General features: G+C 63.4%; 20 protein-coding genes and 1 other RNA gene. 18 read left to right on the forward strand and 3 right to left on the reverse strand.

Going from position 1 to position 22711, the window contains the following annotated elements; translation table 11 throughout:
* Positions 1-39 precede the first annotated feature (39 nt).
* Entirely contained in the window at positions 40-411 is a 372-nt protein-coding gene (locus tag ACFY9W_RS07115) for a YraN family protein (RefSeq protein ID WP_391127671.1), read from the reverse strand.
* Complete coding sequence (locus ACFY9W_RS07120) at positions 411-2228, reverse strand: penicillin-binding protein activator (protein WP_391127674.1); 1818 nt, start codon at positions 2226-2228, stop codon at positions 411-413. The genes ACFY9W_RS07115 and ACFY9W_RS07120 overlap by 1 nt, the downstream gene beginning before the upstream one ends.
* A gap of 186 nt (positions 2229-2414) precedes the next feature.
* Between ACFY9W_RS07120 and rsmI the strand changes: the two genes are divergently transcribed.
* From rsmI to lpxC, 18 genes are all read left to right on the forward strand, one after another.
* Complete coding sequence (rsmI, locus tag ACFY9W_RS07125) at positions 2415-3290, forward strand: 16S rRNA (cytidine(1402)-2'-O)-methyltransferase (RefSeq protein WP_391127677.1); 876 nt, start codon at positions 2415-2417, stop codon at positions 3288-3290.
* 67 nt (positions 3291-3357) lie between these two features.
* Positions 3358-3732, forward strand: an RNA gene (gene rnpB, locus ACFY9W_RS07130) — RNase P RNA component class A.
* 309 nt (positions 3733-4041) lie between these two features.
* Positions 4042-4497 carry a division/cell wall cluster transcriptional repressor MraZ gene (gene mraZ, locus ACFY9W_RS07135; protein WP_004575120.1) on the forward strand — a complete coding sequence of 152 codons (456 nt, stop codon included), beginning with the start codon at positions 4042-4044 and terminating at the stop codon, positions 4495-4497.
* Positions 4494-5441: a 16S rRNA (cytosine(1402)-N(4))-methyltransferase RsmH gene (gene rsmH, locus ACFY9W_RS07140; protein ID WP_391127680.1), complete on the forward strand. Its 948-nt coding sequence runs from the start codon at positions 4494-4496 to the stop codon at positions 5439-5441. The genes mraZ and rsmH overlap by 4 nt, the downstream gene beginning before the upstream one ends.
* Positions 5438-5731, forward strand: coding sequence for a cell division protein FtsL (gene ftsL, locus ACFY9W_RS07145; protein WP_391127682.1), 294 nt, complete (start codon positions 5438-5440; stop codon positions 5729-5731). Before rsmH ends, ftsL begins: the two co-directional genes overlap by 4 nt.
* The gene (locus ACFY9W_RS07150) at positions 5731-7479 is read left to right on the forward strand and encodes a penicillin-binding transpeptidase domain-containing protein (RefSeq protein ID WP_391127791.1); all 1749 of its coding nucleotides are present in this window, start codon (positions 5731-5733) and stop codon (positions 7477-7479) included. Before ftsL ends, ACFY9W_RS07150 begins: the two co-directional genes overlap by 1 nt.
* The gene (locus ACFY9W_RS07155) at positions 7476-8966 is read left to right on the forward strand and encodes a UDP-N-acetylmuramoyl-L-alanyl-D-glutamate--2,6-diaminopimelate ligase (protein WP_391127685.1); all 1491 of its coding nucleotides are present in this window, start codon (positions 7476-7478) and stop codon (positions 8964-8966) included. Before ACFY9W_RS07150 ends, ACFY9W_RS07155 begins: the two co-directional genes overlap by 4 nt.
* On the forward strand, positions 8959-10326 hold the full coding sequence (gene murF, locus ACFY9W_RS07160; protein ID WP_391127688.1) for a UDP-N-acetylmuramoyl-tripeptide--D-alanyl-D-alanine ligase: 1368 nt from the start codon (positions 8959-8961) through the stop codon (positions 10324-10326). The genes ACFY9W_RS07155 and murF overlap by 8 nt, the downstream gene beginning before the upstream one ends.
* Positions 10326-11408, forward strand: coding sequence for a phospho-N-acetylmuramoyl-pentapeptide-transferase (gene mraY / locus ACFY9W_RS07165; RefSeq protein WP_003251852.1), 1083 nt, complete (start codon positions 10326-10328; stop codon positions 11406-11408). Before murF ends, mraY begins: the two co-directional genes overlap by 1 nt.
* Before the next feature lie 6 nt (positions 11409-11414).
* Positions 11415-12761, forward strand: coding sequence for a UDP-N-acetylmuramoyl-L-alanine--D-glutamate ligase (murD, locus tag ACFY9W_RS07170; RefSeq protein WP_391127691.1), 1347 nt, complete (start codon positions 11415-11417; stop codon positions 12759-12761).
* The gene (gene ftsW / locus ACFY9W_RS07175) at positions 12758-13972 is read left to right on the forward strand and encodes a putative lipid II flippase FtsW (RefSeq protein WP_060499795.1); all 1215 of its coding nucleotides are present in this window, start codon (positions 12758-12760) and stop codon (positions 13970-13972) included. The genes murD and ftsW overlap by 4 nt, the downstream gene beginning before the upstream one ends.
* Positions 13962-15041, forward strand: coding sequence for an undecaprenyldiphospho-muramoylpentapeptide beta-N-acetylglucosaminyltransferase (murG, locus tag ACFY9W_RS07180; RefSeq protein ID WP_391127695.1), 1080 nt, complete (start codon positions 13962-13964; stop codon positions 15039-15041). Before ftsW ends, murG begins: the two co-directional genes overlap by 11 nt.
* Positions 15034-16482: a UDP-N-acetylmuramate--L-alanine ligase gene (murC, locus tag ACFY9W_RS07185; RefSeq protein ID WP_016713564.1), complete on the forward strand. Its 1449-nt coding sequence runs from the start codon at positions 15034-15036 to the stop codon at positions 16480-16482. Before murG ends, murC begins: the two co-directional genes overlap by 8 nt.
* On the forward strand, positions 16479-17435 hold the full coding sequence (locus ACFY9W_RS07190; RefSeq protein WP_391127699.1) for a D-alanine--D-alanine ligase: 957 nt from the start codon (positions 16479-16481) through the stop codon (positions 17433-17435). Before murC ends, ACFY9W_RS07190 begins: the two co-directional genes overlap by 4 nt.
* Positions 17436-17440: 5 nt before the next feature.
* A complete protein-coding gene (locus ACFY9W_RS07195; RefSeq protein WP_016498051.1) occupies positions 17441-18310 on the forward strand; it encodes a cell division protein FtsQ/DivIB in 870 nt (289 codons plus the stop codon).
* Positions 18311-18324: 14 nt separating this feature from the next.
* On the forward strand, positions 18325-19587 hold the full coding sequence (gene ftsA, locus ACFY9W_RS07200) for a cell division protein FtsA (protein ID WP_016713566.1): 1263 nt from the start codon (positions 18325-18327) through the stop codon (positions 19585-19587).
* A 55-nt stretch (positions 19588-19642) separates the two neighbouring features.
* Positions 19643-20839, forward strand: a complete 1197-nt coding sequence (gene ftsZ, locus ACFY9W_RS07205; RefSeq protein WP_284354440.1) for a cell division protein FtsZ — start codon at positions 19643-19645, stop codon at positions 20837-20839.
* Between the two features lie 112 nt (positions 20840-20951).
* Positions 20952-21863, forward strand: a complete 912-nt coding sequence (gene lpxC, locus ACFY9W_RS07210; RefSeq protein ID WP_391127704.1) for a UDP-3-O-acyl-N-acetylglucosamine deacetylase — start codon at positions 20952-20954, stop codon at positions 21861-21863.
* A 52-nt stretch (positions 21864-21915) separates the two neighbouring features.
* On the opposite strand, the gene ACFY9W_RS07215 is transcribed toward lpxC, so the two are convergent.
* Positions 21916-22371 carry a DUF721 domain-containing protein gene (locus ACFY9W_RS07215; protein WP_003251875.1) on the reverse strand — a complete coding sequence of 152 codons (456 nt, stop codon included), beginning with the start codon at positions 22369-22371 and terminating at the stop codon, positions 21916-21918.
* Between the last annotated feature and the right edge of the window lie 340 nt (positions 22372-22711).

The following is a 22711-nucleotide window of genomic DNA, read 5'->3' on the forward strand; positions in this document are numbered from 1 at the left end:
CCAGCCCGCGATACATAGAGCAAAAAATACGAAGTGAGTTCAGCATTCGAAGGCGTTTTTCAGCCATTGAAGCGGTCTGCCTGCATGGTGGCTGCCCTGCAGGGCGACAACGTCGAAGCGGCAGGGGTGGTTGCCCCAGCGGGGTTCCTTCTGCAGGAACAGGCTGGCGGCGAGCACCAACCGGTTCTGCTTGCGCCCGTCGATACTTTCGAGGGCACCACCGAAGCCCGCGTGCAACCGGTAGCGGACCTCGACGAATACTACTGTATCGGCGTCGAGCATGACCAGATCAAGCTCGCCGCCTTTGCATCGCCAGTTGCGTGCCAGCAGTTGCAGGCCCTGCCCTTGAAGGTACTCAAGGGCCCGGGTTTCTGCCGCTTGCCCGGCACGGGTGGGCGATGCTGTTGCCATCAACGCGCAGTATCAGGCAGGCGCTTGACCTGGCCGCCAGCAAATTCGGCCCATGGCAGCTGGCGCTCGACACGCTGGTTGGCATTGATGCTCAGGCTGCCCGAAAGGCCCAGGACACGGTTGTCCGGCAGCGCTTTCAGTTGGCCCAGGCGTGGTGCGAGGCTGTAGGCATCGACGCCCATGGCATACAGGCGGCCAAGGCTGCCGGCAGCTTGCGGCCACTGCTGGACAACCTGCTGGCGCAAGCTGTTGCTGGTGTCGAGCAGCCATGGCGTTTCGCAGAAGCGGATGCCGTTCATGTCGTTGTACTGGTTAACGTCACCACTGGCGCTGTACAGGTTCGAGGTGGCATAGACCGGCACGTCACCAGCGTACTGGAAGTTCAGGGTCGGCTTGATCTGCTGGGCCTGTTGCGGGGTCGAGGCCAGGAAGATGAAATCGATGTCCTGGCGGCGCGACGGTTGTGCGGCGATGCTGCCACCTACCGTGCTTTGCAGGCTCTTGGCGCGGCCTTCGCTCTGGCGCAGCTGGAACAGGTCGGCAATCTGCTGGGCCAGGGCAACCGGCTGGGCAATGCGCTCGGCAGCGAGCAGGGTGCCGCCATTGCCTTCCCAGTCCTGGCGGAAGGCGGCCAGCACGCGGTCACCCCATTCGCCACTGGGCACCAACGCCACGGCGCGGACCATGCCGTCGGCGCGGGCGCGGCGGGCGACTTCACGGGCTTCGTCTTCGGCGGCCAGGCCGAACTGGAACAGTTGCGGCGGCGCTTTCTGGCCAGCGTCGGCGTAGTTGAGGGCCAGGGTGGTGATCGGCAACTGCGGTTTGGCCGCCAGTTGCTTCACCAGTGGTTTTTCCAGCGGGCCGATGACCAGTTGCACGCCAGCGGCCTGGGCCTGGCGGTAGAAGTCGTCAAGCGAGCCGATGCGCGAGCTGTCGAACACCTGCACTGCAGGTGCTGGCTGGCCGGCTTGCTGGGCCTGGAAATGGGCGGCCATGAAGCCATCACGCAGGGCGCGGGCAACACCGGCCAGCGGGCCCTCCTGAGGCAGCAGCAGGGCGATCTTGGTCAGCGGCTGGCTGGCCAGCTCCTTGAGCTTGGTCAGTGCCAGTGGCAGTTGTTGTGCCGCTGGGTGGTCCGGGTGCTGTTTGACCCAGGTTTCGATAGCCGCTTGCTGTTGTTCCAGGGTGCCTGCGCTTTTCACGGCGAACGCCAGGCTGGTCCAGCCGGCCAGGGTCTGGTCGTTGGCTGGCTGTTGCAGTTGCTCTGCCGGCAGCGAGGCGACCAGGGCCCAGATGGCGTCGTTGTTGGCACTGGCGGCCTGGCCGCTCAGCAGCGGGGCCAGCAGTACGCGCTGTTGCGCAGCAGCCAGGGCCTGGCCGTCGGCTTCGAGGGCGGCGGCGTGCACGCTGTAGGTGCGCGCTTGCTGCTCTGCCGGCAGTTCGGCAACGCGCTGCAGACTAGGGTGCGCCAGGGCAGTCAGTGCCGCCTTGGGCTGGTTACGGCTCATGGCCAGCTCGGCAGCGAGGGTGCTGGCGAACACTTGTTGGGCCGGCTTGAGCGTGTCCAGCGGGACTTGCTCGAGAATGCGTGCGGCGCGTGGGAAGTCCTTCTGCTTGTAGGCCAGGTCGGCTGCGCTCAGGCGCAGCAGGGCGGCGTCTTCCGCAGACTTGCTGGAAGCGGCCTTTTCGAGCAGTTGCTCGATGCTGGCGTCCGGGGTGCGTGGCAGTTCGCCCAGGCTGGATGAGGGCGAGCTGGCGCAGGCTGCCAGCAGGGCAGCGAGGCAGAGGGCTGTTAGCAGCCGCAGGCAAGCGATCATGTAAAGGTCCTGTTACTCGATCAAGTTGGCCGGCAATTGTACCCAAGCACTGGCCGGGGCGCGATGTCGCTGTGCTGATCCTTCACTATAGGTGGCTTGCCGCTGGTCGCAGGTGAAGTTCTTTGCGCCCTGTTACAGGCGCTCGGGCTACAATGGCGCCTTTGATCCGAATGACAGGTGTGCGCAGTGACTGATGTGGCAGGGGCTTCGAAATCCACGGTGGGGACGCTGTATGTGGTGGCAACCCCCATCGGCAACCTTGACGACATGAGCGCCAGGGCGCTGAAGGTGCTGGCGGATGTGGCGCTCATCGCCGCCGAAGACACCCGTCATTCGATCCGTCTGTTGCAGCACTTTGGTATCGATACGCCGCTGGCGGCCTGCCATGAGCACAACGAACGCGATGAGGGCGGGCGTTTTCTCACCAAGTTGCTGGCTGGCGAGAACGTGGCGCTGGTATCCGATGCCGGTACGCCGCTGATTTCCGACCCGGGCTACCACCTGGTGCGCCAGGCGCGGGCCGCAGGTGTGAATGTGGTGCCGGTGCCGGGCGCGTGCGCCTTGATTGCCGCGTTGTCGGCGGCCGGCCTGCCATCGGACCGCTTCATCTTCGAAGGCTTCCTGCCGGCGAAGCAGGCGGGGCGCAAGGCGCGTCTGGAGCAGGTGAAGGAAGAACCGCGCACGCTGATCTTCTATGAGGCGCCGCACCGTATCCTGGAATGCCTGGAAGACATGGAGGCGGTATTTGGTGGCGAGCGCCCGGCGCTGCTGGCGCGCGAGCTGACCAAGACATTCGAGACCCTCAAGGGCTTGCCGTTGGCTGAGCTGCGATCATTCGTTGCTGGCGACAGTAACCAGCAGCGCGGTGAGTGCGTGGTGCTGGTGGGTGGCTGGAGTGCGCCCGAGGGCGAACAGGCCATCAGTGCCGAGGCGCAGCGCGTGCTTGACTTGCTGCTGGCAGAGCTGCCGCTCAAGCGGGCGGCGGCGCTTGCGGCGGAAATTACCGGGGTACGCAAGAACCTGCTGTATCAACTTGCCCTGGAAAAGCAGAAGGCTGAGTAGTGGCAGAATGATATATGTGCCGGTATTGCTTGTTCTTGGGCGCGCGTGCCGGTAACCTTGTCGGCGGAGAGTCGATCGGACAGTCGCTGCCTGCTTTTGTTCCGCAACTTCGGTTGTGCGAGCAGCAGGGGGAGGAAAGTCCGGGCTCCATAGGGCAGAGTGCCAGGTAACGCCTGGGAGGCGCGAGCCTACGGAAAGTGCCACAGAAAATAACCGCCTAAGCACTTCGGTGCCGGTAAGGGTGAAAAGGTGCGGTAAGAGCGCACCGCACGGCTGGCAACAGTTCGTGGCTAGGTAAACCCCACTCGGAGCAAGACCAAATAGGGTTCCATCAGGCGTGGCCCGCGTCGGAACCGGGTAGGTTGCTAGAGGCGTCCAGTGATGGCCGTCGTAGAGGAATGACTGTCCTCGACAAAACCCGGCTTACAGATCGACTCTCCACCTTTTCCTTCCCTGCTTGATTCGATAGCAGATCCTCTCTGGTAATACCGAAAAAATCTTACTCTTGATAAATCACTTTAACTTCTAACTCCATGTGCTCGCGTGGGTTTGATTTTTCTCGTGTTTTTTTCCTGTCGGCAGTGCTTCCACATTCCCATATCGCGCTAAATCTCCGTCCTGTAAGGCTTTTCCTTATGAACGTGCCTTGACGGTGCTGCGGGCGGATTCCTATAGTGTGCGCAAGTGGCAGAAAGTGGGATGAAGTGGGTTTTCTGGCACAAAAAAGCTAACATTGTGGGGAATCGCAGCCGTGTTCCGCGGAGCCAACGCCGTCAGCCTCGATGCAAAGGGCCGTCTCGCCATGCCGAGCCGGTACCGTGACGAGCTCGATTCGCGTTGCAATGGCCAGCTGATCGTGACCATTGATGCCGTTGATCCCTGCTTGTGTGTTTATCCCCTCGATGAGTGGGAGCAGATAGAAGCCAAGTTGCGTGCCTTGCCGTCGTTGCGTGAGGAAAACCGCCGCCTGCAGCGTTTGCTGATCGGCAATGCGGTTGACCTGGAGCTCGATGGCAGCGGTCGTTTCCTGGTACCGCCCCGCCTGCGTGAGTACGCCAAGCTCGACAAGAAGGCGATGCTGGTGGGGCAACTGAACAAATTCCAGCTGTGGGATGAAGATGCCTGGAACGCGGTTTCGGCAGCCGACCTTGCAGCTATTCAACAACCGGGCGCCATGCCCGACGAATTGCGTGACCTGATCCTGTGACCATAGATAGCGGCTTCAACCACATTACCGTCCTGCTCGACGAGGCTGTCGAGGCATTGGCCCTGCGCGCCGACGGTTGCTATCTGGACGGCACGTTTGGCCGTGGCGGACACAGCCGGCTGATTCTCAGCAAGCTCGGGCCGCAAGGGCGGCTGCTGGGCTTCGATAAAGATCCACAGGCGATTGCCACGGGGCAAGCGCTGGCGGCCGAAGACGGCCGCTTTGTCATTGTGCAGCGCAGCTTTGCCGAGCTGGGCGCGGAAGTGGCCGAGCGCGGCCTGCACGGCAAGGTCAGCGGTGTGCTGCTGGACCTGGGCGTGTCCTCGCCGCAACTGGATGACCCCGAGCGTGGCTTCAGCTTCCTCAATGATGGCCCGCTGGACATGCGCATGAACCCGGACCAGGGCATCAGTGCCGCCGAGTTCATCGCCACGGCGCCTGTGGAAGAAATTGCCCGCGTCTTCAAGGAGTACGGTGAAGAGCGCTTCGCTGGCCGAATGGCGCGTGTCGTGGTTGAGCGTCGTGAAAAGCAGCCGTTCACCCGTACTGCCGACCTGGCAGAGGTGCTCAAGGTGGCCAACCCTGCCTGGGAAAAAGGCAAGAACCCGGCTACCCGTGCCTTCCAGGGCCTTCGTATCCACGTCAACAACGAGCTGGGCGACCTTGAGGCCGGCCTTGAGGCGGCACTCGATGCGCTCGAAGTGGGTGGTCGCCTGGCGGTCATCAGCTTCCACTCGCTGGAAGACCGTATCGTGAAGCTGTTCATGCGCAAGCTGGTAAAGGGCGAGGCCGACAACCTGCCACGCAACCTGCCGGTACAGCACAAGGTCTTCGAGCCGAAAATCAAGCTTATAGGCAAAGCCCAGTTCGCTTCCGAAGCCGAACTCAAGGCCAACCCCCGGTCGCGTAGCGCCGTGATGCGTGTGGCGGAGAAGCTGCGGTGAGCAGGCTGTTTGCCAAGCCTTTGCCAGGCGGAAGCTTCCTGATGCTTCTGCTGTTCATTGCCGTGCTGGTTTCGGCCATTGCCGTGTCTTACAGCGCGCACTGGAACCGCCAGTTGCTCAATACCCTGTACGGTGAGTTGAACGAGCGTGACAAGGCCCAGGCCGAGTGGGGCCGGCTGATTCTTGAACAGAGCACCTGGACCGCCGCCAGCCGTATCGAGAACCTGGCGTCCGAGCAGTTGAAGATGCGCGTGCCTTCGGCTGACGAAGTACGGATGGTGGCGCCATGATGAAGCTCGAAGGCGCACTCTACCCGTGGCGCTTCCGCGTGGTAATCGGCTTGCTGGCCATCATGGTGGGTGCCATCTGCTGGCGCATCATCGACCTGCAGGTGGTCGACCGTGACTTCCTCAAGGGCCAGGGCGATGCGCGCAGCCTGCGTCATATTCCTATCCCGGCGCACCGCGGCCTGATTACCGACCGCAACGGTGAGCCGCTGGCCGTGAGTACCCCGGTTACCACCCTGTGGGCCAACCCCAAGGAAATGCAGGCGTCCAGGGACCGTTGGCCACAGCTGGCTGCGGCGCTGGGGCAAAACCCGCAGCAGCTCACCGAGCGCCTGACCCAGCAGGCGAGCAAAGAGTTCATCTATCTGGTCCGCGGCCTGACCCCGGAACAGGGCCAGCATGTGCTCGACCTGAAAGTGCCAGGTGTGTACGGCCTGGAAGAATTCCGCCGCTTCTATCCGGCCGGTGATGTCACGGCGCACATGGTCGGCTTCACCGACCTGGACGACCATGGTCGCGAGGGTGTGGAGCTGGCCTATGACGAATGGCTGGCCGGCGTGCCGGGCAAGCGGCAGGTGATCAAGGACCGGCGCGGCCGGCTGATCAAGGACATCCAGGTAACCAAGAACGCCAAGGCCGGTAAGACCTTGGCGTTGTCGATAGACCTGCGCCTGCAGTACCTGGCCACCCGCGAACTGCGTAATGCCATTGCCGAACAGGACGCCAAGGCCGGCAGCCTGGTGATCATGGACGTCAAGACCGGTGAGGTCCTGGCCATGGTCAACCAGCCGACCTACAACCCCAACAACCGCCGCAGCATGTTCCCGGCGGCCATGCGTAACCGGGCGATCATCGACGTGTTCGAGCCCGGTTCCACGGTCAAGCCGATCTCCATGAGTGCGGCCCTGCAGAGCGGCCGCTGGAAGCCGACCGACAAGGTCGAAGTCTACCCGGGCAGCCTGCAGATCGGCCGCTACACCATCAAGGACGTATCGCGCAGCGAAGGCCCGATCCTCGACCTGACCGGTATCCTGATCAACTCCAGTAACGTCGGGATGAGCAAGATCGCCTTCGACATCGGCGGCGAGGCCATTTACCGGGTCATGTCCCAGGTTGGCCTTGGCCAGTACACCGGCCTTGGCTTCCCGGGTGAGCGTGTCGGCAACCTGCCTAACCACCGCGAGTGGCGCAAGGCCGAGACCGCGACGCTGTCCTACGGCTACGGCGTGTCGGTGACCGCCCTGCAATTGGTGCATGCCTACGCGGCACTGGCCAACGACGGCAAGATGGTGCCGCTGTCGATTCTCAAGGTCGACCAGCCGCCGGAAGCGGTGCAAGCCATTCCGAAGGAAACCGCCGAAACCGTTCAGGGCATGTTGCAGCAGGTGATCGAAGCGCCGCGCGGCGTGTTCCGCGCCCAGGTGCCGTTCTATCACGTGGCCGGCAAGTCCGGTACCGCGCGTAAGGCCACCGTGGGTTCCAAGGGCTACACCGAAAACGCCTACCGCTCGCTGTTCGCTGGCTTCGGGCCAATGAGCGACCCGCGCTACGCCATCGTCGTGGTCATCGACGAGCCGGGCAAGGGCGGCTACTTCGGTGGCCTGGTTTCGGCGCCAGTGTTCAGCAAGGTCATGTCCGGCACCCTGCGGTTGATGAACGTACCGCCAGACAACTTGCCGCCACCTGCACCAGCAGCGCCCGCCGGGCAATCGCAAGTCAATGCAGCAGACGCCAAGGGAGGGCGTGGATGATGACAATGCCATTAAGCAAACTTTTCGCCCACGCCAGCCGTGACCCGCTGATCCGTGAACTGACCCTGGACAGCCGCAGTGTGCGCCCGGGCGACCTCTTCCTGGCTGTGCCGGGCGCCAAGGTCGATGGCCGCGAGCACATCGCTGATGCCTTGGCCCGTGGCGCTGCCGCCGTGGCCTATGAAGAACAGGGCGCCAACGTGCTGCCGCTGACCGACGTGCCGCTGATTCCGGTGAAGGGCCTGATTGCCCAGTTGTCCGAGATTGCTGGCCGGTTCTATGGCGAGCCCAGCCGCCAGCTGAACCTGGTGGGCGTGACCGGCACCAACGGCAAGACCAGCGTGACCCAGCTGGTGGCGCAGGCACTGGACCTGCTCGGCCAGCGCTGCGGCCTGATCGGCACGTTGGGTACAGGCTTTTATGGCGAGCTGCAAAGCGGCCGGCTGACCACGCCAGACCCGATCGCCGTGCAGTCGACGCTCAATGACCTCAAGAAAGGTGGCGCCAAGGCCGTGGCCATGGAGGTTTCCTCCCATGCCCTGGAACAAGGCCGGGTTGCTGCGCTGGAATTCGACATCGCGGTCATGACCAACCTGTCCCGTGACCACCTCGATTACCACGGCAGCATGGAGGCCTACGAGGCCGCCAAGGCCAAGTTGTTCGCCTGGCCGAGCCTGCGTTGCCAGGTGGTCAACCTGGATGATGACTTCGGTCGTCGTCTGGCTGACGATTTCGCCCGCAAGCCGATGACCGATCGTATCGAGACCCGGCTGATCAGCTATAGCCTGGAAAACCAGGACGCGTCGCTGTTCTGCCCTGAGGCCAGGTTTGACGACGATGGCGTCCGCGCCACGCTCGTCACCAGCCAAGGTGAGCGCACCCTGCGCAGCCAGTTGCTGGGGCGCTTCAACCTCAGCAACATGCTCGCCGCCGTGGCGACACTGCTGGCGCTGGACTATTCGCTGGACGAAATCCTCAAGGTCACCCCGCAACTGCAAGGGCCGGTAGGCCGCATGCAGCGCCTGGGTGGCGGCGACAGGCCACTGGTGGTGGTCGACTACGCGCACACCCCGGATGCCCTGGAAAAGGTGCTCGAAGCCCTGCGCCCACACGCCCACGGCAAGCTGCTGTGCCTGTTTGGCTGCGGCGGCGACCGCGACCGCGGCAAGCGCCCGCTGATGGCCGGAGTGGCCGAGCGCCTGGCCGACCGCGTGGTGGTTACCGATGACAACCCGCGTACCGAAGACCCGCTGCGTATCTTTGACGACATCCGTCCTGGTTTCACCGGGCCTGGCAGCGTCGAGTTCGTTGCCGGTCGTGGCGAGGCCATTGCGCACCTGATTGCCACCGCCGCTGCCAACGATGTGATCGTGCTGGCCGGCAAGGGGCATGAGGATTACCAGGAGATCAATGGCGAGCGCCATGATTTTTCCGACCTGATCGAAGCCGAGAAGGCGCTTGCAGCCTGGGAGGCTCCACATGCTTAAGCCGCTGTCACTCAGCCAGCTGACCACAGCACTGAGTGGTCAACAAATCGGCGGCGACGCCACGTTCACCGGTGTCAGCATCGACAGCCGCAGCGTCGGCGCCGGGCAGCTGTTCGTTGCCCTGGCCGGCCCGCGTTTCGATGGCCATGACTACCTGGCCGACGTGAAAGCCAAAGGCGCAGTCGCTGCCCTGGTCGAACGTGCAGTGGCCGGTGTCGACCTGCCGCAGTTGCTGGTCAAGGATTGCCGTGTAGCGCTCGGCCAGCTCGGTGCCCTCAACCGCGCTGCGTTCGACAAGCCTGTCGTTGCCATTACCGGCTCCAGCGGCAAGACCACCGTAAAGGAAATGCTGGCCAGCATCCTGCGTACCCGTGGCCTGGTGCACGCCACTCGCGGCAACCTGAACAACGACCTTGGTGCGCCGCTGACCCTGCTGGAGATCGCCCCGGAGCACAGCGCTGCGGTGATCGAGCTGGGTGCGTCGCGCATAGGTGAAATCCGCTACACCGTTGGCCTGACCCAACCTCAGGTGGTCATCATCAACAACGCCGGTACCGCCCACGTTGGCGAGTTCGGCGGCCCGGAGAAAATCGTTGAAGCCAAGGGCGAAATCCTTGAAGGCCTGGGCGAGGGCGGCATCGCCATCCTTAACCTGGACGACAAGGCTTTCCCCATCTGGAAGGCGCGTGCCGGTGCGCACCACGTCATCAGTTTTGCGCGCAGCAATCCGCAGGCCGACCTCTGCGCCACAGACATCGGTCGCGATGCCCGTGGTTGCCCGTCTTTCAAACTGCACGGCGCCGGTGAAACGGTAGGTGTGCAACTCAATGTGCTGGGTGAGCACAACGTCAGCAATGCGCTGGCCGCCGCCGCCGCTGCCCATGCCGTTGGTCTGAGCCTGAGCGGCATCGCCGCAGGCCTGGCTGCCGTGCAACCGGTCAAGGGCCGTACCGTGGCGCAGATCGCGCCGAACGGCGTGCGGGTGATCGACGATAGTTACAACGCAAATCCCACCTCCATGTGTGCGGCCATTGATATACTCGCCGGCTTTTCCGGGCGCACCGTTCTGGTGCTTGGGGATATCGGCGAACTGGGGCAATGGGCGGAAGAAGGCCACCGTCAGGTGGGTGACTACGCGCGTGGCAAGGTAGATGCCCTGTACGCAGTGGGTTCCAACATGACACATGCGGTCAGGGCGTTCGGCGCCAATGGCCGTCATTTCGCTACTCAAGCTGAGCTGATCGACGCGGTTAGCGCCGAAAGTGCCAGCGACACCACAATCTTGATCAAGGGCTCGCGCAGCGCTGCGATGGAAAACGTCGTGGCGGCATTGTGCGGTGCCAGCGGGGAGAAACATTAATGCTGCTGCTGTTGGCCGAGTATCTGCAACAGTTCCATAAAGGCTTCGCGGTCTTCCAGTACCTGTCCCTGCGCGGGATTCTTGGTGTACTGACCGCGTTGTCGCTGGCGCTGTGGCTGGGGCCGTGGATGATCCGTACCCTGCAAATTCGCCAGATCGGCCAGGCCGTGCGTAACGACGGCCCGCAATCGCACCTGTCCAAGTCCGGCACCCCGACCATGGGTGGTGCGCTGATCCTGTCGGCCATTGCCGTCAGCACGCTGCTGTGGGCAGACCTGAGCAACCGCTACGTCTGGGTGGTGTTGATCGTTACCCTGGCGTTCGGCGCCATCGGCTGGGTCGACGACTACCGCAAGGTGATCGAAAAGAACTCTCGTGGCCTGCCAAGCCGCTGGAAGTACTTCTGGCAGTCGGTGTTCGGCCTGGCTGCAGCCGTGTTCCTGTACAAGACCGCGCCAACCAGCGTCGAGACCACGCTGATTTTGCCGTTCATCAAGGATGTCACCATCCCGCTGGGCGTTGGCTTCGTCGTACTGACCTACTTCGTCATCGTCGGCTCCAGCAACGCGGTCAACCTCACTGACGGCCTCGACGGCCTGGCAATCATGCCGACGGTGATGGTCGGCGGCGCCCTGGGCATCTTCTGCTATCTGTCGGGTAACGTGAAGTTTGCCGAGTACCTGCTGATTCCTTACGTGCCGGGCTCGGGCGAGCTGATCGTGTTCTGCGGCGCGCTGATCGGTGCCGGCCTGGGCTTCCTGTGGTTCAACACCTACCCGGCACAAGTCTTCATGGGCGACGTCGGTGCGCTGGCGCTGGGCGCCGCACTGGGCACCATTGCGGTGATCGTCCGCCAGGAAATCGTCCTGTTCATCATGGGCGGCATCTTCGTTGTGGAAACCCTGTCGGTGGTGATCCAGGTCGCCTCTTTCAAGCTGACCGGCAAGCGCGTGTTCCGCATGGCGCCGATCCACCACCACTTTGAACTCAAGGGCTGGCCAGAGCCACGGGTGATCGTCCGCTTCTGGATCATCACCGTGATCCTGGTGCTGATCGGCCTTGCAACCCTGAAACTGAGGTAGATGAGCGTGTCCTTGATCGCTTCCGACCAATTCCGCATCGTTGTCGGCCTCGGCAAGAGCGGCATGTCCCTGGTTCGCTTCCTGGCGAGCCGGGGCATTGCCTTTGCGGTCGCCGACACCCGCGAGCAACCGCCGGAACTGGACACCCTGCGCCGTGATTACCCGCAGGTGGAAGTGCGCTGTGGCGAGCTGGACGTGGACTTCCTGTGCCGCGCCAACGAACTGTACGTAAGCCCTGGCCTTGCCCTGGCTACCCCTGCGCTGCAACAGGCCGCCGCGCGCGGCGTGAAGCTGTCCGGTGACATCGAACTGTTCGCCCGCAACGCCAAGGCGCCGATCATTGCCATCAGCGGTTCCAACGCCAAGAGCACCGTTACCACCCTTGTCGGCGAAATGGCCGCCAAGGCAGGCAAGCGCGTAGCGGTGGGCGGCAACCTCGGCACCCCGGCGCTGGACCTGCTGGCCGATGACGTGGAGTTGTACGTGCTGGAGCTGTCCAGCTTCCAGCTGGAAACCACTGACCAGCTCAATGCCGAAGTGGCCACCGTGCTGAACATCAGCGAAGACCACATGGACCGCTACAGCGGGCTGCCGGCGTACCACCTTGCCAAGCACCGGATTTTCCGCGGCGCCAAGCAGGTTGTGGTCAACCGCCAGGACGCCCTCAGCCGGCCGCTGCCGGTGGAAGGCCGCCCCTGCTGGACCTTCGGCCTCAACCAGCCGGACTTCAAGGCCTTTGGCCTGCGTGAAGTCGACGGTGAGAAATACCTGGCATTCGAGTTCCAGGCGCTGATGCCGGCGCGCGAGCTGAAGGTTCGTGGCGCCCACAACCAGAGCAACGCATTGGCAGCCTTGGCGCTGGGGCATGCCGCGGGCCTTGCGTTCGAGCCCATGCTCGAAGCCCTGCGCGAGTTCGGTGGCCTGGCCCACCGCTGCCAGTGGGTACGTGAGCGTAACGGTGTGAACTGGTACGACGATTCCAAGGCCACCAACGTCGGCGCTGCCCTGGCTGCCATCGAGGGCCTGGGTGCCGATATCGAAGGCAAGCTGGTGCTGATCGCCGGTGGTGACGGTAAAGGTGCCGAGTTCACGGCGCTGCGCGAGCCGGTCAAGCGCTTCTGTCGCGCAGTGGTATTGCTCGGTCGCGATGCCGAGCGCCTGGCCGAAGCCCTGGGCGATGACGTGCCGCTTGTTCGGGTCAAGACCCTGGACGAGGCCGTGCAACAGTGCGCCGAACTGGCCCAGGCCGGTGATGCCGTGCTGCTGTCGCCGGCGTGCGCCAGCCTGGACATGTTCAAGAACTTTGAAGAGCGCGGGCGCCTGTTCGCCCAGGCAGCGGGGGGGCTTGCATGATCTTCGGCATCTTCAAACCCTACCCGTCGCCGCTGATCAGCGGCCGCGGCATCGACCTGGACTTCCCGATGCTGGCCGGCTGCCTGGCGCTGCTGGGCCTGGGCCTGGTGATGATCACCTCGGCGTCCTCGGAAGTGGCTGCGGTGCAGTCGGGCAACCCGCTTTACCACATGTTCCGCCACCTCGTGTACGTATTCCTTGGCCTGGTAGCCTGCGGTGCGACCATGCTGGTGCCAATCGCCACCTGGCAGCGCATGGGCTTCATGATGCTGCTGGGCGCCTTCGGCCTGCTGGTGCTGGTGCTGGTACCGGGTATCGGCCGTGAAGTAAACGGTTCCATGCGCTGGATCGGCTTCAGCTTCTTCAACGTCCAGCCTTCGGAAATCGCCAAGGTGTTCGTGGTCGTCTACCTGGCCGGTTACCTGGTACGCAGGCAGACCGAGGTACGCGAAACCTGGATGGGCTTCTTCAAGCCGTTCATCGTGCTGCTGCCCATGGCTGCCTTGCTGCTGATGGAGCCGGACTTCGGCGCCACCGTGGTGATGATGGGGGCGGCAGCGGCCATGCTGTTCCTCGGTGGGGTGGGGCTGTTCCGCTTCAGCCTGATGGTGGTGTTGGCGGTGCTGGCGGTGTTCGTGCTGGTGCAGGCGCAGCCGTACCGGATGGCGCGGCTTATCACCTTCACCGACCCGTGGTCTGACCAGTTCGGTTCGGGCTACCAGTTGACCCAGGCACTGATTGCCTTCGGTCGGGGCGAATGGCTGGGCGTTGGCCTGGGCAATAGCGTGCAGAAGCAGTTCTACCTGCCCGAAGCACATACCGACTTCGTGTTCTCGGTACTGGCAGAAGAGCTGGGTGTCGTCGGCTCGCTGGTGACCATTGCATTGTTCGTGTTCGTCACCGTGCGTGCCCTGTACATCGGCCTGTGGGCCGAGAAGGCCAAGCAGTTCTTTGCCGCCTATGTGGCCTTCGGCCTGGCGTTCCTGTGGATCGGCCAGTTTCTGATCAACATCGGGGTGAACGTCGGCCTGCTGCCGACCAAGGGCCTGACCCTGCCATTCCTCAGCTACGGCGGCAGTTCGTTGGTGATCTGCTGCGCGTGCGTGGGCTTGTTACTGCGTATCGAGTGGGAAAGCCGCACGCATCTTGGCAGCGAGGAGCACGAATTCAGCGAAAGCGATTTTGCCGAGGAGACCAGTCATGGCCGCTGACGGCAAAAACGTACTGATCATGGCAGGCGGCACCGGGGGCCATGTGTTCCCGGCCCTGGCCTGCGCCCGAGAGTTCCAGGCACGCGGTTACACCGTGCACTGGCTAGGCACCCCGCGCGGTATCGAGAACGAACTGGTGCCCCAGGCCGGCTTGCCGCTGCACCTGATCCAGGTCAGCGGCCTGCGTGGCAAAAGCAAACTGTCTTTGCTCAAGGCACCGTTCACCCTGGTCAAGGCTGTGCTGCAGGCGCGGCGGATCATTCGCCAGCTCAAGCCGGTCTGCGTACTGGGCTTTGGCGGCTACGTGACCGGCCCCGGCGGCGTGGCCGCACGGCTGTGCGGCGTGCCGTTGGTGATCCACGAGCAGAACGCCCGGGCAGGTACCGCCAATCGGTTGTTGATGCCACTCTCGGCGCGGGTCTGCGAAGCTTTCCCCAACACCTTCGAGGCCAGCGACAAACGTCGTACCACCGGCAACCCGGTGCGCCCGGAGCTGTTCATGGACGCGCAACGCGCACCCCTGGCCGAGCGCCGTGCACGCCTGCTGGTACTCGGTGGCAGCCTGGGTGCGGAACCATTGAACAAATTGTTGCCTAAGGCCCTGTCCGAAGTACCCGCTGCGTTGCGGCCAGAGGTATTCCACCAGGCCGGCAAGCAACATGCACCGATTACCGCCGAGCGTTATCACGAGGCGGGCGTCGAGGCTCAGGTAGAGCCCTTCATCAAGGACATGGCCCAAGCCTATGGCTGGGCCGACATGGTGGTGTGCCGGGCCGGTGCCCTGACCGTCAGCGAGCTGGCGGCAGCGGGCCTGCCTTCGATGCTGGTGCCTTTGCCCCACGCCATCGACGACCACCAGACCCACAACGCCCAATATCTGGCCCGTGAAGGCGCTGCCTTCCTGATGCCACAAGCGACAACTGGCGCAGCGCAGCTCGCTGAACGCCTGAACGAGGTGCTGATGCAACCCGAGAAACTCAACGTCATGGCAGGCACCGCACGGCGCCTGGCCAAACCTGCTGCAACCAGCACCGTGGTCGATATCTGCCTGGAGGTGGCCCATGGTTGAAAGCCAGAAAGCCATGCCCCAGCCGAAGATGGGCCGTATCCGCCGCATTCACTTCGTCGGTATCGGCGGCGTCGGCATGTGCGGTATCGCCGAAGTGTTGCTGAACCTGGGCTATGAAGTGTCCGGTTCGGACCTTAAGGCCTCGCCAGTTACCGAGCGCCTCGAATCGTTCGGTGCCGAGATCTTCGTCGGCCATCGCGCCGAGAACGCCGCCACCGCCGATGTGCTGGTAGTGTCCAGCGCCATCAACCCGGCCAACCCGGAAGTGGCCACCGCCCTTGAGCGGCGCATTCCGGTGGTGCCGCGTGCCGAGATGCTCGCCGAACTGATGCGCTACCGTCATGGTGTGGCGGTTGCCGGTACCCACGGCAAGACCACCACCACCAGCCTGCTGGCCTCGGTGTTCGCTGCCGGCGGCCTGGACCCGACGTTCGTCATCGGTGGCCGGCTGACCGCCGCTGGCACCAATGCCCAGCTGGGCACCAGCCGCTACCTGATCGCCGAAGCCGACGAGAGCGACGCCAGCTTCCTGCACTTGCAGCCGATGGTGGCCGTGGTCACCAACATCGACGCCGACCACATGGCGACCTACGAAGGTGACTTCAACAAGCTGAAGAAAACCTTCGTCGAGTTCCTGCACAACCTGCCGTTCTACGGCCTGGCCGTGATGTGCCTGGACGACCCGGTGGTGCGCGAGATCCTGCCGCAGGTGAAGCGCCCGACCGTGACCTATGGCTTCAGCGAAGAGGCCGACATCCGCGCCATCAACGTGCGCCAGCAGGGCATGCAGACCCACTTCACCGTACTGCGCCGCGACCGCGAGCCGCTTGAGGTGTCGGTGAACATGCCCGGTAATCACAACGTGCTCAACGCCCTGGCCACCATTGCCATCGCCACTGACGAAGGCATTACCGACGAGGCCATCATCCAGGGCCTGTCCGGCTTCCAGGGTGTCGGCCGACGCTTCCAGGTGTACGGCGAACTGCCAGTCGAAGGCGGCAGCGTGATGCTGGTCGACGACTACGGCCACCACCCGACCGAAGTGGCTGCGGTGATCAAGGCCGTGCGCGGAGGCTGGCCAAGCCGCCGCCTAGTGATCGTCTACCAGCCGCACCGTTACAGCCGTACCCGTGACTTGTACGACGATTTCGTCCAGGTGCTGGGCGATGCCAACGTGCTACTGCTGATGGAAGTGTACCCGGCTGGCGAAGAGCCGATCCCGGGTGCCGACAGCCGCCAGCTGTGCCACAGCATCCGCCAGCGCGGCAAGCTGGACCCGATCTACATCGAACGTGGTGCCGAACTGGCGCCGTTGGTCAAGCCACTGCTGCGCGCGGGCGACATCCTGATCTGCCAGGGTGCCGGTGATGTAGGCGGGCTGGCCCCGCAGTTGATGAAAAGCCCGCTGTTCGCTGGCGCCAAGCAGGAGAAGTCGAAATGACCAGCGCCTACGACAAGCTGCACTCCACCCTGGACGTAAAAGCGTTCGGCCGCGTTGCCGTGCTGTACGGCGGCAAGAGCGCCGAGCGTGAAGTGTCGCTGAAGTCCGGCGCTGCGGTAATCGACGCGCTGACCACGGCCGGCGTCGACGTGGTTGCCATCGACGTGGGCGACGACCTGCTCGACCGCCTGCAGAGCGAGAAGATCGACCGCGCTTTCATCACCCTTCACGGCCGTGGCGGTGAAGACGGCAGCATGCAAGGCCTGCTGGAGTGCCTGGGCATTCCCTACACCGGCAGTGGCATCCTTGCCTCGGCGCTGGCCATGGACAAGTTGCGCACCAAGCAGGTGTGGCAGAGCCTGGGTATTCCCACCCCGCGCCACGCCGTGTTGGCGAGCGAAAACGATTGTTTGCAAGCCAGTACGGAACTGGGCTTCCCGCTTATCGTCAAACCCGCCCATGAAGGCTCTAGCATCGGCATGGCCAAGGTGAACAGCGCCCAGGAACTGGTCGCCGCCTGGCAGGACGCCGCCAAATACGATTCCCAGGTACTGGTGGAGCAGTGGATCCACGGCCCGGAGTTCACCATCGCGGTACTGCGCGGCCAGGTGCTGCCGCCGATCGCCCTGGGTACGCCGCACGTGTTCTACGACTACGACGCCAAGTACATCGCCAACGATACCCAGTACCGCATCCCGTGCGGCCTGGATAGCGTCAAGGAACAGGAACTGATCGACCTGACCGCGCGCGCCTGTGATGCCATCGGCATCGAAGGCTGGGGGCGGCTGGACGTGATGCAGGACGAGCAGGGCCGGTTCTGGCTGCTCGAAGTCAACACCGCACCGGGCATGACTGATCATAGCCTGGTGCCCATGGCGGCCCGCGCGGCCGGCCTGGACTTCCAGCAGCTGGTGCTGGCGATCCTGGCTGAAAGCGTGGCGACGCGAGGTTAACCACCATGCAAGGCGCGATGATACGTCAGCAGCAACCCGTTACCGGCCGCAGCAAGCCGGTGCCACGTGGTGCCAGCCGGCTGGTGGCCGACGAGCCCGTATCGGCGCGCCTGCCGCGGCCAAGCCTGGGTGGCCTCAAGCGCCTGCTGTGGCCGGTGCTGCTGGTGGCGGCAGGCTTTGGTGCCTATGAGGGCGCCATTCGCCTGATGCCGTATGCAGACCGGCCGATCACCAAGATCGATGTGCAGGGCGACCTCAGCTACATCAGCCAGCAGTCGGTGCAGCAACGTATCGCGCCCTACGTGGCGGCGAGCTTCTTCAGCGTCGACCTGCCGGCGATGCGCGCCGAGCTTGAGCAGATGCCGTGGATTGCCCACGCCGAAGTGCGCCGGGTGTGGCCCGACGAGGTGGTGATCCGCCTTGAGGAGCAACTGCCGGTGGCACGCTGGGGTGACGAAGCCTTGCTCAACAACCAGGGCCAGGCTTTTACTCCGCGCGAGCTGGCCAACTACGAGCACCTGCCGCAGCTGGCCGGGCCGCAGCGTGCCCAGCAACAAGTCATGCAGCAGTATCAGGTATTGAGCCAGATGCTGCGCCCCATGGGCTTTTCCATCGCTCGCCTGGAGCTGCGCGAGCGAGGCAGCTGGTTCCTGACTACCGGTGCGAGCAGCGCCGGGCCAGGCATCGAGCTGCTGCTGGGGCGCGACCATCTGGTGGAGAAGATGCGCCGTTTCATTGCCATTTACGACAAGACACTCAAAGACCAGATCACCACTATCGCCCGCATTGATCTGCGTTATTCCAACGGACTTGCCGTTGGCTGGCGGGAACCGATTGCACCGACGACGGCCCAACCCGCCGTTGCGAAGAATTAGAGAGAGGCAGGACCATGGCAAACGCGCATAGCGGCAAAATGATCGTCGGGCTGGACATTGGCACCTCCAAGGTGGTGGCGCTGGTGGGCGAAGTGGGCGAAGACGGCACCCTGGAAATCGTCGGGATCGGCACCCATCCGTCCCGCGGCCTGAAAAAAGGCGTGGTGGTGAACATCGAGTCCACCGTGCAGTCGATCCAGCGCGCCGTCGAAGAAGCGCAGCTGATGGCCGGCTGCCGTATCCACTCGGCGTTCGTTGGCGTGGCCGGCAACCACATCCGCAGCCTGAACTCTCACGGCATCGTGGCCATTCGCGACCGCGAGGTCAGCCTGGCCGACCTGGAGCGCGTGCTCGACGCCGCCCAGGCCGTGGCGATTCCGGCCGACCAGCGCGTGCTGCACACCCTGCCGCAGGATTACGTGATCGACAACCAGGAAGGCGTGCGCGAGCCACTGGGCATGTCGGGCGTGCGCCTGGAAGCCAAGGTGCATGTGGTCACTTGCGCCGTGAATGCTGCGCAGAACATCGAGAAGTGCGTACGCCGCTGTGGCCTGGAAATCGACGACATCATCCTCGAGCAGCTGGCTTCGGCCTACTCGGTGCTGACCGACGATGAGAAAGAGCTGGGCGTGTGCCTGGTGGATATCGGTGGCGGCACTACCGACATCGCCATCTTCACCGAGGGCGCCATCCGCCACACCGCGGTCATCCCGATTGCCGGTGACCAGGTGACCAACGACATCGCCATGGCCCTGCGGACACCCACCCAGTACGCCGAAGAAATCAAGATCCGCTACGCCTGTGCCCTGGCCAAGCTGGCCGGTGCCGGCGAGACCATCAAGGTGCCGAGCGTGGGCGACCGCCCACCGCGCGAGCTGTCGCGCCAGGCCCTGGCCGAGGTAGTGGAGCCACGTTACGACGAGCTCTTCACCCTGATCCAGGCCGAACTGCGCCGCAGCGGCTACGAGGACCTAGTGCCGGCCGGCATCGTTCTTACCGGTGGCACCGCGAAGATGGAAGGTGCCGTGGAACTGGCCGAGGAAATCTTCCACATGCCGGTGCGCCTGGGCGTACCGCACAGCGTTCGGGGGCTGAGCGACGTGGTGCGCAACCCGATCTATTCCACCGGCGTGGGCCTGCTCACCTACGGCCTGCTGAAGCAGTCCGAGGACATGGTCCTGACCGGTAACAGCAACAGCAGCAACAACAGCTATGGCGATGAACCGAAGGCCCCAGTACTTGAGCGCTTCAAGAAGTGGGTCCAGGGCAACTTCTAAGTTACAAAGCAGTAGTGGTAGGCGCAACAACTAGAGAACTGTAAGGAGAGGGAAAATGTTCGAGCTCGTAGACAACGTCCCGCAAAGCCCGGTCATCAAGGTGATCGGCGTGGGTGGCGGTGGCGGCAACGCCGTCAACCACATGGTCAAGAGCAGCATCGAAGGCGTCGAATTCATCTGCGCCAACACTGATGCTCAAGCGCTGAAAAACATCGGTGCGCGTACCATCCTGCAATTGGGCACAGGCGTGACCAAGGGCCTGGGTGCTGGTGCCAATCCGGAAGTCGGCCGTCAGGCCGCGCTGGAAGACCGTGAGCGCATCGCAGAAGTGCTGCAGGGCACCAACATGGTGTTCATCACCACCGGCATGGGCGGCGGTACCGGCACCGGTGCGGCACCGATCATTGCCGAAGTGGCCAAGGAAATGGGCATCCTCACCGTAGCCGTGGTGACCCGTCCGTTCCCGTTCGAAGGCCGCAAACGTATGCAGATCGCCGATGAAGGCATCCGCATGCTGGCCGAAAGCGTCGACTCGTTGATCACCATTCCCAACGAGAAGCTGCTGACCATCCTGGGCAAGGATGCCAGCCTGCTGTCCGCCTTCGCCAAGGCCGACGATGTGCTGGCAGGTGCCGTTCGCGGTATCTCCGATATCATCAAGCGCCCGGGCATGATCAACGTCGACTTTGCCGACGTGCGCACCGTAATGGGTGAAATGGGCATGGCGATGATGGGTACTGGCTGCGCCAGCGGCCCGAACCGTGCGCGTGAAGCCACCGAGGCTGCAATCCGCAACCCGCTGCTGGAAGACGTCAACCTGCAGGGCGCCCGCGGCATCCTGGTGAACATCACCGCAGGCCCTGACCTGTCGCTGGGTGAATACTCCGATGTGGGTAGCATCATCGAAGCCTTCGCCTCTGACCAGGCCATGGTCAAGGTCGGTACCGTGATCGACCCGGACATGCGTGACGAGCTGCACGTGACCGTTGTGGCCACTGGCCTGGGTGCGCGCATCGAGAAGCCGGTCAAGGTGGTCGACAACACCCTGCAGACCGCCCAGCAGGCGTACGAAGCGTCTAACCCTGCACCGGTTCGCCAAGAGCAACCAGCGGTGAACTACCGTGACCTGGAGCGCCCGACCGTGATGCGCAACCAGGCCCATGCAGGTGCTGCTGCAGCCGCTAAACTGAACCCTCAGGACGACCTGGACTACCTCGATATCCCGGCTTTCCTGCGTCGTCAGGCTGATTAATGGAATTTATCAGGGGTATAAAGGTGATTGGTATTCATCAAAGGTTGGGTCTGTTATCATCCCCAGCCTTTGTTGATACCTGTTCGCAATTTGCGCTGAAGCGGCCAATGCCATGATTAAACAACGCACCCTGAAGAATACCATCCGTGCCACAGGTGTCGGTCTGCACTCCGGGGAGAAGGTTTACCTGACCCTCAAGCCTGCACCTGTTGACACCGGCATCGTCTTCCGCCGCGCCGACCTCGACCCTGTGGTCGAAATCGCTGCGCGTGCGGCCAACGTCGGCGAGACAACCATGTCGACGACGCTGGTCAACGGTGACGTCAAGGTCGATACGGTCGAGCACCTGCTCTCCGCCATGGCGGGCCTGGGCATCGATAACGCCTACGTCGAGCTCTCCGCCTCGGAAGTGCCGATCATGGATGGCAGCGCCGGTCCTTTTGTATTCCTGATTCAGTCTGCCGGCCTGGAAGAACAGGACGCAGCCAAGAAGTTCATCCGCATCCTGCGTGAGGTAACCGTGGAAGAGGGCGACAAGCGCGCCACGTTCCTGCCTTTCGAAGGGTTCAAGGTGAGCTTCGAGATCGACTTCGATCACCCGGTCCTCAAGGGCCAGACCCAGAGTGCAGTCGTCGACTTCTCCAGCACGTCGTTCGTGAAGGAAGTCAGCCGCGCCCGCACTTTCGGCTTCATGCGTGACATCGAGTACCTGCGCAAGCACAACCTTGCGCTGGGCGGCAGTGTCGAGAACGCCATCGTGGTCGACGAGACCGGTGTGCTTAACGAAGACGGCCTTCGTTCCGATGACGAATTCGTCAAGCACAAGATCCTCGACGCCATTGGCGACCTCTATCTGCTGGGCAACAGCCTGATCGGCGAGTTCAAGGGCTACAAGTCCGGCCACGCGCTGAACAACCAGCTGCTGCGCAAGCTGATTGCTGAAACCGATGCCTGGGAAGTGGTTACGTTCGAAGATGCCAGCACGGCACCGATCTCGTACATGCGCCCTGTTGCGGCCGTGTAAGTTCGAACACTCTCTCTAGTGTTGTAATCAAGGCCACCTTCGGGTGGCCTTTTTATGGCTTGCCCTGAGCGTGGGCGGCCAACCGCTCCAGCGCTGCGCGCAGCTTGGGGTCGGTGATGCCCTCGGCAGTGTCGCGCAGGCTCTCGGCGGCGCTGTTCGACAGCTCGGCCGCGTGCCCGCCACGTTTGGCCGGTACCAGCGGCGGCTGCACCTTGTACAGGATGCGCCGCAGGTTGCCGAAGGCTTCCATGGCCTGTAATGCCGCCAGCAAGCGCTTTTGCTGGTAGCGCAGGCGGGTAGCCCAATGACCGTCGGTTACTACCAGCAACAAGGTGCCGTCACGCCATGAGGCGACATGGCAGTGCTCGCGGGCAGCCGGTTGCAGCTGGCTCTCCAGCAGGCGCTGCAAGTGCTCCAGGCGCTCGGCCTGGTTCAGCAGCAGGCGCAGCGGGCGCACCTGGCGCAGCAGGGCTGAAGGTGGCTGGGCGGGGGAGGGTTTGTAGGCCATGGGGTTCGTATGAGGTTGCAAGAACCGCAGTTTAACACCTCTGTGACCTGTACCGGCCTCTTCGCGGGCTTGCCCGCTCCCACAGGATTACCACAGGCCCCAGGGTTGTGCGTTACCTGTGGGAGCGGGCAAGCCCGCGAAGAGGCCGGCACAGGCGGCGCAAGATAAGACTAATTCTCGATAGCTTTCATCTTGCCAGGCCTTGAACTCAGGGAAAATGCCCCTATCTAAAACAAGCCCCCGCCAAAACGCTGTAATAGCATCGTGGAAATCCACCACTTTCCTCACCATCGTTTCCGGGTAGAATGCTCGTTCGCATGCGGCCTCAGGGCTGCACGGG

The sequence above is a fragment of the Pseudomonas sp. NPDC008258 genome (genome assembly GCF_042956345.1).
Classification (GTDB): Bacteria; Pseudomonadota; Gammaproteobacteria; order Pseudomonadales; family Pseudomonadaceae; genus Aquipseudomonas.

Excerpts from the sequence above, each read along its gene's own strand:
- murF (WP_391127688.1), top strand. The coding sequence starts at position 8,959 with ATGCTTAAGCCGCTGTCACTCAGCCAGCTGACCACAGCACTGAGTGGT.
- ftsW (WP_060499795.1), top strand. The coding sequence starts at position 12,758 with ATGATCTTCGGCATCTTCAAACCCTACCCGTCGCCGCTGATCAGCGGC.
- ftsZ (WP_284354440.1), top strand. The coding sequence starts at position 19,643 with ATGTTCGAGCTCGTAGACAACGTCCCGCAAAGCCCGGTCATCAAGGTG.
- mraY (WP_003251852.1), top strand. The coding sequence starts at position 10,326 with ATGCTGCTGCTGTTGGCCGAGTATCTGCAACAGTTCCATAAAGGCTTC.
- murG (WP_391127695.1), top strand. The coding sequence starts at position 13,962 with ATGGCCGCTGACGGCAAAAACGTACTGATCATGGCAGGCGGCACCGGG.
- ACFY9W_RS07195 (WP_016498051.1), top strand. The coding sequence starts at position 17,441 with ATGCAAGGCGCGATGATACGTCAGCAGCAACCCGTTACCGGCCGCAGC.
- ACFY9W_RS07120 (WP_391127674.1), bottom strand. The coding sequence starts at position 2,228 with ATGATCGCTTGCCTGCGGCTGCTAACAGCCCTCTGCCTCGCTGCCCTG.
- ACFY9W_RS07150 (WP_391127791.1), top strand. The coding sequence starts at position 5,731 with ATGAAGCTCGAAGGCGCACTCTACCCGTGGCGCTTCCGCGTGGTAATC.
- lpxC (WP_391127704.1), top strand. The coding sequence starts at position 20,952 with ATGATTAAACAACGCACCCTGAAGAATACCATCCGTGCCACAGGTGTC.
- ACFY9W_RS07115 (WP_391127671.1), bottom strand. The coding sequence starts at position 411 with ATGGCAACAGCATCGCCCACCCGTGCCGGGCAAGCGGCAGAAACCCGG.
- murC (WP_016713564.1), top strand. The coding sequence starts at position 15,034 with ATGGTTGAAAGCCAGAAAGCCATGCCCCAGCCGAAGATGGGCCGTATC.
- ACFY9W_RS07215 (WP_003251875.1), bottom strand. The coding sequence starts at position 22,371 with ATGGCCTACAAACCCTCCCCCGCCCAGCCACCTTCAGCCCTGCTGCGC.
- ftsA (WP_016713566.1), top strand. The coding sequence starts at position 18,325 with ATGGCAAACGCGCATAGCGGCAAAATGATCGTCGGGCTGGACATTGGC.
- ACFY9W_RS07190 (WP_391127699.1), top strand. The coding sequence starts at position 16,479 with ATGACCAGCGCCTACGACAAGCTGCACTCCACCCTGGACGTAAAAGCG.
- ACFY9W_RS07155 (WP_391127685.1), top strand. The coding sequence starts at position 7,476 with ATGATGACAATGCCATTAAGCAAACTTTTCGCCCACGCCAGCCGTGAC.